This window comes from Rhodococcus sp. WS1, from assembly GCF_003797745.1.
In the GTDB taxonomy this organism is placed as follows: domain Bacteria; phylum Actinomycetota; class Actinomycetes; order Mycobacteriales; family Mycobacteriaceae; genus Rhodococcus_F; species Rhodococcus_F erythropolis.
The window spans coordinates 846,507-861,390 of the sequence record NZ_RKLZ01000001.1; the positions used below are offsets into that span (position 1 = coordinate 846,507).

12 protein-coding genes, 2 tRNA genes and 1 pseudogene are annotated in these 14,884 nt (G+C 62.6%); 4 read left to right on the top strand and 11 right to left on the bottom strand.

The annotated features are described in order from the left end of the window. Nucleotide 1: 1 nt before the first annotated feature. The gene (leuC, locus tag EEB12_RS03850) at nt 2-1,423 is read right to left on the bottom strand and encodes a 3-isopropylmalate dehydratase large subunit (RefSeq protein WP_046378385.1); all 1,422 of its coding nucleotides are present in this window, start codon (nt 1,421-1,423) and stop codon (nt 2-4) included. A 178-nt stretch (nt 1,424-1,601) separates the two neighbouring features. On the opposite strand from leuC, the gene EEB12_RS03855 reads away from it, so the two are divergent. The 3 genes and pseudogenes from EEB12_RS03855 to EEB12_RS03865 form a co-directional block, all read left to right on the top strand. Further along, entirely contained in the window at nt 1,602-2,303 is a 702-nt protein-coding gene (locus tag EEB12_RS03855) for an IclR family transcriptional regulator (RefSeq protein WP_007729342.1), read from the top strand. A 55-nt stretch (nt 2,304-2,358) separates the two neighbouring features. Further along, on the top strand, nt 2,359-2,856 hold the full coding sequence (locus tag EEB12_RS03860) for a pyridoxamine 5'-phosphate oxidase family protein (protein WP_069145947.1): 498 nt from the start codon (nt 2,359-2,361) through the stop codon (nt 2,854-2,856). Between the two features lie 134 nt (nt 2,857-2,990). Continuing rightward, nucleotides 2,991-3,143 (top strand): annotated as a pseudogene (locus tag EEB12_RS03865) (DUF5302 domain-containing protein); the annotation flags it as partial. A gap of 139 nt (nt 3,144-3,282) precedes the next feature. Here the strand turns inward: EEB12_RS03865 and EEB12_RS03870 are convergent. From EEB12_RS03870 to EEB12_RS03915, 10 genes are all read right to left on the bottom strand, one after another. Next, nucleotides 3,283-3,355: transfer RNA gene (locus tag EEB12_RS03870), tRNA-Glu, on the bottom strand. Between the two features lie 95 nt (nt 3,356-3,450). Continuing rightward, nucleotides 3,451-3,522 (bottom strand) — tRNA-Gln (locus EEB12_RS03875). Nucleotides 3,523-3,678: 156 nt separating this feature from the next. After that, the gene (gene gltX, locus EEB12_RS03880) at nt 3,679-5,154 is read right to left on the bottom strand and encodes a glutamate--tRNA ligase (protein WP_019747934.1); all 1,476 of its coding nucleotides are present in this window, start codon (nt 5,152-5,154) and stop codon (nt 3,679-3,681) included. Between the two features lie 73 nt (nt 5,155-5,227). Continuing rightward, nucleotides 5,228-6,388 carry an alkane 1-monooxygenase gene (locus EEB12_RS03885; protein WP_020969312.1) on the bottom strand — a complete coding sequence of 387 codons (1,161 nt, stop codon included), beginning with the start codon at nt 6,386-6,388 and terminating at the stop codon, nt 5,228-5,230. 390 nt (nt 6,389-6,778) lie between these two features. Then, nucleotides 6,779-7,552 (bottom strand): fumarylacetoacetate hydrolase family protein, encoded by a 774-nt coding sequence (locus EEB12_RS03890; protein WP_134998813.1) that lies wholly within the window; start codon nt 7,550-7,552, stop codon nt 6,779-6,781. An 84-nt stretch (nt 7,553-7,636) separates the two neighbouring features. Continuing rightward, nucleotides 7,637-8,650, bottom strand: a complete 1,014-nt coding sequence (locus tag EEB12_RS03895; protein WP_069145944.1) for a 3-isopropylmalate dehydrogenase — start codon at nt 8,648-8,650, stop codon at nt 7,637-7,639. Nucleotides 8,651-8,724: 74 nt separating this feature from the next. Further along, entirely contained in the window at nt 8,725-10,317 is a 1,593-nt protein-coding gene (gene serA / locus EEB12_RS03900) for a phosphoglycerate dehydrogenase (protein WP_003944758.1), read from the bottom strand. A 250-nt stretch (nt 10,318-10,567) separates the two neighbouring features. Further along, the gene (gene ilvC / locus EEB12_RS03905; protein ID WP_029255107.1) at nt 10,568-11,569 is read right to left on the bottom strand and encodes a ketol-acid reductoisomerase; all 1,002 of its coding nucleotides are present in this window, start codon (nt 11,567-11,569) and stop codon (nt 10,568-10,570) included. Nucleotides 11,570-11,622: 53 nt separating this feature from the next. Then, nucleotides 11,623-12,126 carry an acetolactate synthase small subunit gene (gene ilvN / locus EEB12_RS03910; RefSeq protein ID WP_003944718.1) on the bottom strand — a complete coding sequence of 168 codons (504 nt, stop codon included), beginning with the start codon at nt 12,124-12,126 and terminating at the stop codon, nt 11,623-11,625. Then, nucleotides 12,123-14,063 (bottom strand): acetolactate synthase large subunit, encoded by a 1,941-nt coding sequence (locus tag EEB12_RS03915; protein WP_019747929.1) that lies wholly within the window; start codon nt 14,061-14,063, stop codon nt 12,123-12,125. Before EEB12_RS03915 ends, ilvN begins: the two co-directional genes overlap by 4 nt. A gap of 266 nt (nt 14,064-14,329) precedes the next feature. On the opposite strand from EEB12_RS03915, the gene EEB12_RS03920 reads away from it, so the two are divergent. After that, a complete protein-coding gene (locus EEB12_RS03920; RefSeq protein ID WP_021333074.1) occupies nt 14,330-14,851 on the top strand; it encodes a PH domain-containing protein in 522 nt (173 codons plus the stop codon). The last annotated feature ends 33 nt before the right edge of the window (nt 14,852-14,884 follow it).

Consider the following 14,884-nt stretch of genomic DNA (forward strand, 5'->3'; position numbering starts at 1 on the left):
GTCAGACCAGATCGGCCGGTGCCGAGAGCGTTCCGCGGACCGCAGTGGCAGCCGCGACGAGCGGGGAAACCAGATGGGTCCGACCGCCTTTACCCTGTCGGCCTTCGAAATTCCGGTTGGACGTCGATGCCGAACGCTCGCCGGGAGCAAGCTGGTCAGGGTTCATTCCCAAGCACATCGAGCAACCGGCCTGGCGCCATTCGGCCCCTGCCGCCGTGAAGATTTCACCGAGACCTTCACTTTCGGCTTGAGCACGCACCCGCATCGAGCCGGGAACGATGAGCATCCGAACGCCCTCTGCCACATGGCGACCCTCGAGCACCTCGGCCACCGCGCGCAGATCTTCGATGCGTCCGTTGGTGCACGAACCGACGAAGACGGTGTCGACAGCAACATCCCGAAGCGCCATGCCGGCGTCGAGACCCATGTAGGTGAGCGCCTTCTCGGCAGCCTGACGCTCGCTCTCGTCGACGATCAGTTCCGGATCGGGAACACGGTCACCGAGCGGTGCACCCTGTCCCGGATTGGTTCCCCACGTGACAAAAGGCGTCAATGCGCTTGCGTCGATGTGGACCTCGTTGTCGAATTCGGCGCCCTCGTCGGTCTTGAGCAACTCCCACGCGGCGACGGCTTCGTCCCACTCTGCGCCCGACGGTGCATGCGGACGGCCCTTGATGAACTCGTAAGTGATCTCGTCCGGTGCGATCATGCCCGCACGGGCTCCGGCCTCGATCGACATGTTGCAGATGGTCATACGAGCTTCCATCGACAGTTTGCGAATGGCCTCGCCGCGGTACTCCAGGACGTAGCCCTGGCCGCCGCCGGTGCCGATCTTGGCGATGACTGCCAGGATCAAGTCCTTGCTCGTGACGCCAGGAGGCAGCTCGCCGTCGACCGTGATCGCCATGGTCTTGAAGGGGCGCAACGACAATGTCTGCGTCGCCATCACGTGCTCGACCTCGCTGGTGCCGATTCCCATTGCGAGCGCACCGAATGCGCCGTGCGTCGACGTATGACTGTCGCCGCACACCACGGTGGTTCCCGGCTGAGTCAGGCCGAGCTGCGGTCCGACCACATGCACGATGCCCTGATCGAGATCGCCCATGCGGTGCAAGCGAACTCCGAATTCTTCGCAATTTCGGCGCAAGGTGTCGACCTGAGTCTTGGACACGGGATCGGCGATCGGCTTGTCGATGTCGATCGTCGGAACATTGTGGTCCTCGGTGGCGATCGTCAGGTCGGGACGGCGCAACGGGCGTCCGGCCAAGCGAAGTCCGTCGAAGGCCTGCGGGCTCGTCACTTCGTGAACGAGGTGGAGATCGATGTAGATGAGGTCGGGATCCTGCCCCTCCCCTTTCACGACAACGTGGTCGTCCCACACCTTCTCGGCGAGAGTGCGTGCTTTCTGTGCCATGTCTTCCACCTCTGTACGTAGCCTCGCGTCGGCGGACTACGGGCTGGCCCGCCGCGCGTGAAGTAGGTCCCCAGCCCTCGCAGCAGATGCAGGCTGCCCCTAGGAAATGCACTAGCCCTTCAGTAAATGCGCTAGTCCACCAGGAAATGCGCTATTATCCCACTATGCGAGAAACTGGTATCGACCTATGAGACAGCATAGCGGCATCGGCGTCCTGGACAAAGCAATGGGCGTTCTTCATGCAGTAGCTGAGGAACCGTGCAGCCTCACCGAACTCTGTGCACGAACCGGTTTGCCGCGCGCGACCGCCCATAGACTCGCCGTCGGTCTCGAAGTCCATCGACTCCTCACACGCGACTCGGATGGTCAGTGGTGCCCAGGGCCCGGACTCGCCGAACTCGCTGCCACCGCTAATGATCCACTCATTGCTGCGGCCGGACTCATCCTCCCCCGCCTTCGCGAAATCACCGGCGAAAGCGTCCAGCTGTACCGCCGGGAAGGCACCCAACGCATCTGCGTTGCGTCGATGGAACCGCCCACGGGCCTTCGCGACACAGTTCTCGTCGGGGCCAGGCTGCCGATGAATGCCGGTTCCGGCGCCAAGGTCCTTCTCGCATGGGCAGATCCACAAACCCAACGGACCGTTCTCGCCGATGCGTCGTTCGGCGAACGAGTGCTCCTCGAGGTTCGCCGGCGCGGCTGGGCACAGAGTGCAGCCGAACGTGAGCCGGGTGTCGCCAGCGTCGCGGCTCCCGTCCGAGACTCGGCAGGCGCTGTCATTGCCGCGATTTCGGTCTCCGGCCCCATCGATCGGATGGGTAGACGACCGGGAGCCCGCTGGGCGGCGGACCTTCTCGCAGCTGCCGAAGCGCTCCACAAGCGTCTGTAATTCGTGACACAGTAAGGCCTTCAGATCCTCGAGCACGTAGGAGTACGACGCGACCATGGCAGGAAAGCAGCGTAGTCAGATCACGATGACCGAGGCCGAAATTTCGAGCTTCGTCGAAAAGAGCCGTACGGCAACGATGGCGACGTTGAGCGCCGACGGAATGCCTCACCTGATCGCGATGTGGTTTGCGATAGTCGACGGCGAAATCTGGTTCGAAACCAAAGCCAAGTCGCAGAAGGCGGTCAATCTTCGCCGGGACACCCGTATGTCCGTCCTGATCGAAGACGGTCTGACGTACGACACGCTGCGAGGAGTCTCGATGGAGGGCACCGGAGTGATCGTCGAGGATCCGGGGGCTCTCTTTGCCGTGGGAATCAGTGTCTGGGAGCGATACACGGGCCCGTACACGGAGGATCTCCGCCCGGCCGTCGACGCGATGCTCCACAAGCGCGTCGCGGTACGGTTCGTTCCCGATCGAACTCGTTCGTGGGATCACCGCAAACTCGGGATGCCTGCGATGCCTCTTTCCGGTTCTACTGCACCATCGCCGTAGACCCCGAGATTCGTGAAGCGAAATTCACGAGCTTTCGAATTCGGGCCGGCGTAGTTTCACCAACAGGCCCAACAACAAGGAGTGAGCATATGAGCGATCTCGACAGCAACACCCCGTCGGAACCCGAATCCTAATCGGAGGAAACCAAACGAAAGTTCCGTGAAGCCCTCGAACGGAAGAATCATCAGAACGCCAAATCGACCGACCATCGCGACGGACAGTCCAAGGTCCACAACACGCATGGCCCGGCCGATCACAAGCGAGAGTTCCGCCGCAAGAGCGGATAGCCGATCGCGGACAACAGAGTGAGATGACGATCACCCCCAGTCGAATTCGACTGGGGGTGATCGTTTTTCGCATCGCCGGAGACATTTCCGGCACATACGAAAAGACCCTCCGATCAATCATCGGAGGGTCTTTCCTTTGTAGCCCCGACGGGATTCGAACCCGCGCTACCGCCTTGAGAGGGCGGCGTCCTAGGCCGCTAGACGACGGGGCCAGGACACGCTTTTAAACGTGGTATTCAGTCTTGCTCTTGGATGCTCAGCAAGCTTAGCTTGTCTGAGTCCGGCCACAAAATCGACCGGATTTCCGCTGGGGTACCAGGACTCGAACCTAGAATGGCGGTACCAGAAACCGCTGTGTTGCCAATTACACCATACCCCAAGGTCTTGCTCACCAGCCTTGCCCGATCCGCTTCGCTGTTGTGCTCGGCGGCTCGTCTCCGGCCGAAAAGAAGATTACCAGTACCCCTGCCCCAAATACCAAATCGTATGGTCACGGGAGGTTTTTGCTTCATTTTCGGCCGGAAGACCGTCCGATCTAGGCGGTTACCGCTGCCCTACCGGCGCGCAACCGAGCAATCGAGACCTCACGACCGAGCAATTCCATCGACTCGTACAGCGGAGGGCTGATGTGAGAGCCGGTGATCGCGACCCGAACCGGAGCGAAGGCCTTACGCGGTTTGAGCTCCAGATCCTCGATGAGGGCCTTCTTGAGTGCTTCCTCGATACTGGCCGCAGTCCACTCCGAGGTTGCCTCGAGCGCCGCAAGAGACGCGTCCAGAACCGGACCAGCGTCTTCCTTCAGGTTCTTTGCCGCCGCGGCCGGATCGAGAGCAAACGACGCCTCGTCGACGAACAGGAACTTCAGCAGATCCCACGCGTCGGACAGGACGACGATGCGCGTCTGCACGAGGTCCGCCGCAACAGTGAACGTGGCTTCATCGACGTCGGCGCTGATGTGGCCGTGCTCCACCAGGAACGACTTCAGGCGGGCCGCGAAGTCGGCCGGCTGGAGCAAGCGAATGTGCTCGGCATTGATCGCGTCGGCCTTTTTCTGGTCGAAGCGGGCAGGGTTGGAGTTGACCTTCGAAACGTCGAAGGCCGCAACCATCTCGTCGAGTGAGAAGACATCGTGATCGTCGGCAATGCTCCACCCGAGCAGAGCCAAGTAGTTCAGCAGTCCCTCGGGAATGAAGCCCCGATCGCGGTGAATGAAGAGGTTGGACTCGGGATCGCGCTTGGAAAGCTTCTTGTTGCCCTGACCCATCACGAACGGCAGGTGCCCGAACGACGGTGTGAAATCGGCGACACCGATGCGGATCAAAGCCTCGTACAACGCGAGCTGACGCGGGGTCGAGGACAGCAGGTCCTCTCCGCGCAGTACGTGGGTGATCTTCATCAACGCGTCGTCGACGGGGTTGACCAGCGTGTACAGCGGAATACCGTTCCCGCGAGTCAACGCGAAGTCCGGAACGGTGCCTGCCTTGAACGTGGTCTCGCCGCGAACCAGGTCGTTCCACGTCAGGTCGTGATCGGGCATCCGGAGGCGGACGACCGGCTTGCGACCCTCGGCGACGTAGGCAGCGCGCTGCTCGTCGCTGAGGTCGCGATCGAAGTTGTCGTATCCGAGCTTCGGGTCGCGTCCGGCCGCCTTGTGTCGCGCTTCCACTTCTTCGTTGGTCGAGTAGGACTCGTAGGCCTCGCCCGCGGCCAGCAACTTGGCAACGACGTCGAGATGCAGGTCGCGACGCTCGGACTGGCGATACGGTGCGTGCGGCCCACCGACCTCCGGGCCCTCGTCCCAATTGAGCCCCAACCAGCGGAGGGCGTCGAGGATGGCCTGGTAGGACTCTTCACTGTCGCGCTGCGCATCGGTGTCTTCGATACGGAACACGAACGTGCCGCCGTGGTGTCGTGCGAATGCCCAGTTGAACAAGGCGGTGCGCACCAAACCTACGTGCGGGGTTCCGGTGGGTGACGGACAGAAACGGACGCGTACTTCGCTGTTGGTCATGGCTCACTTGGCTCGGCGATGATGGATGGTCGTACTACAGGTTAGTCCCGCAGCGCTTCCTCCATCCCGCCGATCACTTACCCGGCAAGACGTTGATACGTGTCATGTCACCGTCGTAGTAGGCGAGTAGTCGCTTGTCCATGACCTTTCGCCACAGCGGCGGCACCCACGCGCATACGATCATGACCGCGTAACCCGCTGGAAGTTGCGGCGCTTCGGCCGCACTGCGCAGGCTCTGGTACCGCAGACGCGGATTCGCGTGATGGTCACTGTGACGCTGAAGTTGATAGAGGAACAGATTGCTGACGACGTGGTCGCTGTTCCAGCTGTCCTCGGGCGAGCAGCGAACGTACGAGCCGTCAGGCCGCTTCGCACGTAGCAAGCCGTAGTGCTCGAGATAGTTGGCGGTCTCGAGGAACGTGAATCCGGCAATCGCCTGAACGGCCAGCCACGGTGCGATTTCCCACCCGAACACCGCGATCAGGCTGCCGAACAGGACAACACTCATCGCCCACGCGTTCAGGATGTTGTTCCGATAGCTCCACGTCCGTCTGCCTTGACGCTGCAGGCGAGCGCTTTCGATCCGCCATCCCGAGCGCAGGCCGCCGATGACACTGCGCGGCAAGAAGAACCAGAAGTTTTCCTTGTATCGCGAACTGGCCGGATCCTCCGGCGTCGCGACACGGACGTGGTGACCATGGTTGTGCTCGACGTAGAAATGGCCGTAGAAGGACTGCGCCAGCGCTACTTTCGCGAGCCACTTCTCGAGCTTCTCGCTCTTGTGCCCTAATTCATGCGCCGCGTTGATCCCCACACCGGCAACCACGCCGGCAGTCATCGCGAGCGCGAACTTCTCCCCCGCCGCCATCGGCGCATTCACCCAGCACCAGGCGACGAACACGAGACCGACGTATTGGAGGGGCAGGAACAGATACGTGCACCAGCGGTAAAAACGATCCTCTTGCAATTCAGGGATCGCTTCGTCCGGTGGGCTGTTACCGTCCTCGCCCGCCAGTAGATCGATCAGGGGAATGACGATCACGATGAGCCAGGCCCCGATGGCCCAGAAGAGCCCGAGACTGAATTTGTCGACCAGGAACCACGCAGCGAACGGACTGAGGGGCACCAGCAAACCCAGTGGCCACAGGTAGCGCTTCTTGTCTCGCCACACCGGCCGCTGACCGTTCTGCGCTTGCCCTGCCGCTGTCCGGGAGCCTTCCGCGAAGGTCGTCATGTATCACCACGTTTCTGCGCAATCCACTCGATTGCCCCATCGGCTTCTCTTCAGTTATCGGTCACCCTACTGCTCAGCGTTACATTTCAGGGAATTTGGTCTGTTGTGAGCCGCGGCAGCAAACCGCGAGGCGAACTCTCTCAACCTGGCTAAATCAGACATAACGCCAGGAGGATCAGGAACGAAGCTTCGCCTGGCTCATGAAACCCGCAGGTCAGTCCCAGGGCCCGATTACCTGGAACCGGAAGGCAATCCCAATCGGCCACCGAACGTTAGTTACCATCTTGCAACTTTTCTTTGACAGACACCTCTCGACTCACACCACGACGAAGGCCCCATCCGGTGGGAATGGGGCCTTCGTAGTGACATGACGGAACGAACCGGGTCAGATCAATTCTTTGCGGTCACCGGGTTCGTGAGCGTGCCGATCCCCGACACCGTGACCGACACGGAATCTCCTTCGACGATCGGGCCGACTCCGGCGGGGGTTCCGGTGAGGATGACGTCGCCGGGCAGGAGGGTCATCACCGCCGAGATCCACTCGATGATCTTCGGAATGTCGTGAAGCAGGAAGGCGGTGCTGCTGTCCTGCTTGACCTGACCGTTCACCTCGGTCTTGATGTCGACGTCGGACGCATCGAGGCTGGTTTCGATCCACGGACCGAGCGGGCAGAAGGTGTCGTGGCCCTTCGCGCGCGTCCATTGCCCGTCGTGACGCTGATGATCTCGCGCCGATACGTCGTTGGCGATCGTGTAGCCAAGGACCACGCTCAACGCCTTCGCCGCGGGTACGTCTTTGCAAGGCTGACCGATGACCACCGCGAGTTCACCCTCGAAATGCACCTCGTTGGACGTCGGAGGCAAGACGATCGGGGCGCCCGGGCCGACGATGGACGTATTGGGCTTGAGGAAGATCACCGGATCAGCCGGCGCCTCGCCGCCCATCTCCGCGATGTGATCTGCATAATTCTTGCCGATACAGATCACCTTGCTGGCGAGAATCGGAGCCAGCAGACGAACATCGGCAAGCGGCCAACTACGGCCGGTAAAGGTGGGGTTCCCGAACGGGTGCTCCGCAATTTCCTTGGCGACGAGGGCATCCTCTTCACCTTCGATACTGACGAACGCAACACCATCGGGACTGGCAATTCGACCAAGACGCATACTGGCCAGTCTATCGGGGTGCCGGAAACGACTGACGCGCGCAAGCCGAAAGGCTTACGCGCGTCAGTCTCGTGAAAGAAATCCTTACAGCGCTGCGGTGATCCGGTCGCCGATCTCGGTCGTGGAGATGGGGCCTTCGCCGCGCGTTGCCAGGTCGGCAGCGACCACAGCCTCGACGCGAGCGGCGTCGTCCTCGCGTCCGAGATGGCGAAGAAGCAGTGCGGCCGAGAGGATCGCGGCGGTGGGATCTGCGATTCCCTTGCCGGCGATGTCCGGAGCACTGCCGTGCACGGGCTCGAACATCGACGGGTTGGTACCGGACGCGTCGATGTTTCCGCTTGCGGCCAAACCGATTCCACCGGTCACGGCACCGGCCAGGTCGGTGATGATGTCACCGAAGAGGTTGTCCGTGACGATGACGTCGAACCGCGACGGGTCGGTCACCATGTAGATGGTGGCAGCGTCGATGTGGCAGTACGCGGTCTCGACGTCCGGGTACTCGGCCCCGACGGTCTCGATCGCACGCGTCCAGATTGCGCCCGCATTGGAGAGCACGTTGGTCTTGTGGATCAGTGTGAGGTGCTTGGAACGTGTCTGCGCCAACGCGAATGCATAACGAACAACACGCTCGGCGCCGAACCAGGTGTTGATCGACACCTCGGTCGCGATCTCGTGATCGGTGCCGACGCGGATTGCTCCACCGTTACCGGTGTACGGGCCCTCGGTGCCTTCACGAACCACGACGAAGTCGATCTCCGGCTGGGCGGCCAACGGCGACAGCGCACCCGGGTACAGCTGTGCGGGGCGAAGATTCACGTGATGATCGAGCTGGAAACGCATGTTCAGCAGCAGACCACGCTCGAGGATGCCGGGTGCGACGATCCGCGGATCACCGATGGCGCCCAACAGGATTGCGTCGTGCTGGCGGATCTGGTCCAGCTCGTCCGCCGGGAGCAACTCGCCGGTGGCGTTGTAGCGACGGGCACCGAGATCGTATTCGGTGGTTTCCAGACCCGGAACCAACTTGCCGAGCACCTTGAGTGCTTCGGCTGTGACCTCGACACCGATTCCGTCGCCCGGAATGACCGCAAGCTTCATGGAGTCCTCATCTCAGTAGAACTGTGCGCCTTTATTAACCGCGGGCGGTTAATAAAGGCGCACAGCAAAAACAATCAGGAAAGGTCGACCTGGGCGACGCGAGCGTCGAGCTGCGAGACGATTGCCTCGACCTCGGCGTCTCCGACGACGCGATCGACGCGCAAGATGACCGTTGCGCCTTCGCCTTCGGCATCCTGGCTCAGTGCTGCGGCGAGGATGTCCACGCCCGCGTTGCCGAGAACGGTGCCGAGGACACCGAGAACGCCCGGGCGATCGCTGTAGTGAACGACGATGTTGTGACCCTCGGCGCGCAGGTCGAAGCTGCGTCCGTTGATGTTGACGATCTTCTCGACCTGCTGCAGACCGGTGAGTGCGCCCGTGACCGACGTGACCGTGCCGTCCGCGGCAACTGCGCGAACCTCGACCGCGCTGCGGTGAGCAAGAGCCTCGGAGTGCTTCTCGACCGATACGGTCACGCCGCGCTGCTCGGCCAGTGCCGGAGCGTTGACGAACGTGACGGCCTCGTCGCTGCTGGCGGAGAACACGCCGCGCAGTGCAGCCAGGCCGAGGATGTCGACGGTTTCGGCAGACAGCTCGCCGGTGGCGACAACCTGCACGGTCTGCACAGCTTCGGGCGACAACGTCGCAGCGAGGAGACCGAGCTTGCGGACCAGCTCGAGCCACGGAGCAACTTCTTCTCCGACGGGGCCGCCGGAGACGTTGACAGCCTCGGGAACGAATTCGCCCGCCAGAGCGAGGAGAACACTCTTCGCCACGTCGATGCCCGCGCGGTCCTGAGCCTCGGACGTCGATGCTCCGAGGTGCGGGGTGACGACGACGTTGTCGAGCTCGAAGAGCTTGGAATCGGTGCACGGCTCGGTGCTGAACACGTCGAGACCGGCGCCGCGGACCTTGCCGGAGACCAGTGCGTCGTAGAGCGCGTCTTCGTCGATCAGACCACCGCGGGCGGCGTTGACGATGATGACGCCGTCCTTGGCCTTGGCGAGACGCTCGGCGTTGATCAGGCCGGCCGTTTCCTTGGTCTTGGGCAGGTGCACGGAGATGAAGTCGGCGCGCTCGACGAGCTCGTCGATGGTGACCAGTTCGATGCCGAGCTGCGCTGCACGAGCTGCGGGCAAGTAGGGGTCGTACGCGATGATGGTGGTTTCGAACGCGGCGAGACGCTGCGCGAACAGCTGGCCGATGCGGCCGAGACCGACAACGCCGACGGTCTTGCCGAGGATCTCGACGCCGTTGAACTTGCTTCGCTTCCAGGTGTTCTCACGCAGTGTCTTGTCTGCTGCGGGAATCTGGCGAGCGGTCGACATGAGCAGAGCAACTGCGTGCTCGGCTGCCGAGTGGATGTTGGAGGTCGGTGCATTGACGACCATCACGCCGCGCTCGGTGGCTGCGGGGATCTCGACGTTGTCCAGGCCGACGCCGGCGCGGCCGATGATCTTCAGCTTGGTGCCTGCGGCCAGAACCTCGGCGTCGACGGTGGTGGCGGAACGGACGAGAATCGCGTCGGCCTCGGGTACCGCGGCGAGCAGCGCCGGGCGGTCGGGTCCGTCGACCCAACGCACCTCCACACCGTCACCGAGCGCCTCGACTGTGGACGGCGCGAGCTTGTCGGCGATCAGAACAACGGGACGGCCAGGCTGGCTCACGTGCAAACTCCCTGATTAGGTGGGTGTGAAGGTGGTTTAACCACCGATAGTTTAGTGCGCGCTCACTTCGAATCCACAACGCGGTAGGCGATACCACATAGTGGACACTTTCGCGGGCGAATTCTCGATGGAATATGAATCCGGACTCAGCCGGCCCGGAAAACGACTCCGGCCCAATGCCGCGCTGGTTCAACGTAATTGAACCGGCGCGACATCAGGCCAGTGGAGACGTGGAGCGTGAAACTACGAATTACGCGGTTTCGGTGATCGGACGATCGACCCAGCTCATCAGGTCGCGCAGCTTCTTGCCGGTGACCTCGATGGGGTGCTCGGCGTTGGCCTTGCGCAGGCCTTCGAGCTCGGTGTTGCCGTTCTCGACGTTGGCAACCAGACGACGGGTGAACTCGCCGGACTGGATGTCGGCCAGGATCGCCTTCATGCGCTCCTTGGTGTCGGCGTCGATGACGCGCGGACCGGAGAGGTATCCACCGAACTCAGCGGTGTCGGACACCGAGTAGTTCATGCGGGCGATGCCACCCTCGTACATGAGGTCGACGATGAGCTTGAGCTCGTGCAGAACCTCGAAGTACGCCATCTCGGGTGCGTAGCCGGCCTCGACCATGACCTCGAAACCGGTCTTGACCAGTTCCTCGGTGCCGCCGCAGAGCACAGCCTGCTCGCCGAAGAGGTCCGTCTCGGTCTCTTCCTTGAACGTGGTCTTGATGACGCCTGCGCGGGTTCCGCCGATGCCCTTGGCGTAGGACAGAGCGAGAGCCTGGCCTTCACCCTTGGGATCCTGGTCGATGGCGATGAGCGCGGGAACGCCCTTGCCGTCGACGAACTGACGACGCACCAGGTGGCCCGGTCCCTTGGGGGCAACCATGCCGACGGTGACGAACTCCGGAGCCTTGATCAGGTCGAAGTGAATGTTCAGGCCGTGACCGAAGAACAGCGCGTCGCCGTCCTTGAGGTTCGGCTCGATGTCGCCCTTGAAAATGCTGGCCTGAGCGGTGTCAGGTGCGAGCACCATGATGACGTCGGCCCACTCGGAAACCTCGGCCGGCGTACCGACTGTCAGGCCCTGCTCCTGCGCCTTTTCGCGGGACTTGGAGCCCTCCTTGAGGCCGATGCGCACATCGACGCCCGAGTCACGCAGGCTCAGCGAATGGGCGTGGCCCTGGCTTCCGTAGCCGATCACAGCAACCTTGCGGCCCTGAATGATCGACAGATCGGCATCGTCGTCGTAGAACATCTCGACTGCCACAGTTCTCAACCTCTCCTTGGATTTTTACGTGTCTAAAAGTACTAGCGGGTGGCCGTGATCGACTTCGGCCCTCGACCGACTGCCACGACCCCGGACTGAACGATCTCCCGGATACCGTACGGATCAAGCATCCGCAGCAGTGCATCCAGCTTGGACCGAGTACCGGTCGCCTCGATGGTGACGGACTCCGGGGAGACGTCGATCACCTTGGCGCGGAACAGGTTCACCGTTTCGATGACCTGCGTGCGCACGCTTGCATCTGCGCGCACCTTGATGAGCACGAGCTCGCGAGCGACGGATGCTTCACCGTCCTGCTCGACGATCTTGATGACGTTGATCAGCTTGTTGAGCTGCTTCGTCACCTGCTCGAGAGGGAACTCGTCGACCGTGACGACGATGGTCATACGTGAGATCTCGGGGATCTCGGTTCCGCCCACCGCAAGGGATTCGATGTTGAATCCGCGGCGGGAGAAAAGTGCGGAGACGCGGGCCAGCACGCCTGGCTTGTCCTCGACGAGAACACTGAGGGTGTGACTGGTGCTCACTTCTGATCCTCCCCTGTGCCCGCGGCGGGTCCGGCTTGCTCGCGTGACATGGCTTCGTGGATGACGGCGGGCTCGGCAACTGCCTCGTCGTCGTCGAACAGCGGCCGGATGCCCCGGGCCGCCATGATTTCGTCGTTGCTCGTTCCGGCAGCGACCATCGGCCACACCTGTGCGTCAGCGGTGACGATGAAGTCGATCACGACAGGCTTGTCGTTGATGGACTGCGCCTCACGGATCGCAGCTTCGACATCTTCTTCGCGCTCGACACGAATTCCGTGGCAGCCCAATGCTTCTGCAAGCTTGACGAAGTCCGGGATGCGGATGGCGCCGTGCGTTCCGAGGTTGGTGTTGGAGTAGCGCTCTTCGTAGAAGAGTGTCTGCCACTGACGCACCATGCCGAGGTTGCCGTTGTTGATGAGGGCAACCTTGATCGGGATACCTTCGAGTGCGCAGGTTGCGAGTTCCTGATTGGTCATCTGGAAGCAGCCGTCGCCGTCGATCGCCCACACCTCGGTGTCGGGCATGCCCATCTTGGCGCCCATGGCTGCGGGAACCGCGTACCCCATCGTGCCGAGCCCGCCCGAGTTGAGCCACGTGCGCGGCTTCTCGTAACCGACGAACTGCGCGGCCCACATCTGGTGCTGGCCGACGCCGGCACAGTAGATGGCATCCGGTCCGGCGAGCTTGCCGACGGTCTGGATGACGTACTCCGGGCTCAGCTGACCGTCGGTGGGACGGTCGTAGCTCAGCGGGTAGGTACGACGGATGTCGTTCAGGTACGCCCACCATTCCGAGAGTTCGAACGTGGTGCCCGTGGCCATGTCGGCACGGATAGCCTCGATGAGTTCGGTGATGACCTCTTTGCAGTCGCCCACGATCGGGACGTCGGCGTAGCGGTTCTTGCCGATCTCGGCCGGATCGATGTCGGCGTGAATGACCTTGGCGTCGGGCGCGAAGGAATTCAGCTGACCGGTGACGCGGTCGTCGAAACGCGCGCCGAGGGTGATCAGCAGATCGCTGCGCTGCAGAGCGGCGACTGCGGCAACGGTGCCGTGCATTCCCGGCATACCGCAGTTGAGGTCGTGGCTGTCCGGGAACGCGCCGCGGGCCATCAGCGTGGTGACGACGGGGATACCGGTCAGCTCTGCCAATTCGAGCAGTTCCGGCGAGGAGTCCGACTTGATGACGCCGCCACCGACGTACAGAACCGGCGACTTCGCGTCGGCGATCAGACGTGCAGCTTCTCGAACCTGCTTGCCGTGCGGCTTGGTGACCGGGCGGTAGCCCGGCAGACGCATCTCCGGCGGCCACGAGAACGTGGTCTGCGACTGCAGGATGTCCTTGGGGATATCGACCAGGACGGCGCCGGGGCGACCGCTGGCCGCGAGGTAGAAGGCTTCGGCCATGATGCGCGGGATGTCGATCGCGTCGGTGATCAGGAAGTTGTGCTTGGTGACCGGCATCGTGATGCCTGAGATGTCGGCTTCCTGGAAGCCGTCGGTACCGATCAGCGAGCGCGCCACCTGTCCGGTGATCGCGACGATCGGAACGGAGTCCATCTGCGCGTCGGCCAGTGGCGTGACCAGGTTGGTCGCACCGGGACCCGAGGTAGCCATGCAGACGCCGACCTTGCCGGTCGCCTGGGCGTAACCGGTGGCAGCGTGGCCTGCACCCTGCTCGTGGCGCACGAGCACGTGGCGGACCTTGACCGAATCGAAGAGTGGGTCGTAAACCGGGAGCACGGCACCGCCGGGAATGCCGAATACCGTGTCGACCTCGAGCTCCTCGAGGGCTCGAACCACAGACTGCGCGCCGGTTACCCGCTCAGGCGGGAGCTGGCGACGGTTGGCCGTCTGGGTTGCGGCAGCCGCGGTTGTCGGGCTCGGTGTCCCTGACTTGCGCGGCGTGGGTTGAGGCCGTGCTGTTGGTGCGCTCACTGGGAAATCCTCTGATTCTGGCTCCGGGCAACAAAAAACCCCCGTCAGCATCTGCTGAGCGAGGGTGGCGCGTCGTTATCTGGTGAGTTGAAAAATCGACTCAGGCGACGACGCGCCGGCCGATTACAAGCAACTCATTCTGTTTCACGCACTCGACAGTAGAGGCGCTAGTCGCGAACGGCAAACTTGGTGAGTCGACCGTCCCAGAATCTGAGATACATCGGCTGCAATGCGAAGATGTAGAGGTGTCAACTTCGCAGCAGCCCGTGCCACCGGCTCAATCATCCCACACGCCGAAACCACTTCGGCACGTCATCCGCATTTCGCAGCTCGCTTACATGGCGTGCGCGTTCCTCCTGTTCGCGGTCAGCTTCCCGATCTTCGGGTGGCCCGTCGCCTTCAGCTGGTTGCTGATCCTTCCGATCATCGCCGTCTATCTCGTCGCGCGACTGCGCACCACCGTCAGCCCTGACGGCCTCGAGGTCCGCTCGACGTTCTCCAAGCGCACCCTCGCCTGGGACGACGTCAAGGGTTTCCGATTCCCGAAGCGCAGCTGGGCGCGCGCGGAACTCACCGACGGAACCGAGGTGACCCTGCCTGCGGTCAGCTTCGTCAGGCTTCCCGAGATCGCGATCGCCAGCGGCGGCCGCATCACTGATCCCTATGCATCGGCTGCAGAAGCCTTCGCCGCCAAGGAAGCCGAAGAGGAAGAAGCAGCTGCAGAAGCAGAAGCAGAATCCGAGGTCGCCGAGAACTCACAGGACCAGCCCGAAGAGAAGCGCCCGTAACACGCGAGTAGCGTTGGAAGGCCCTCGCTTCTA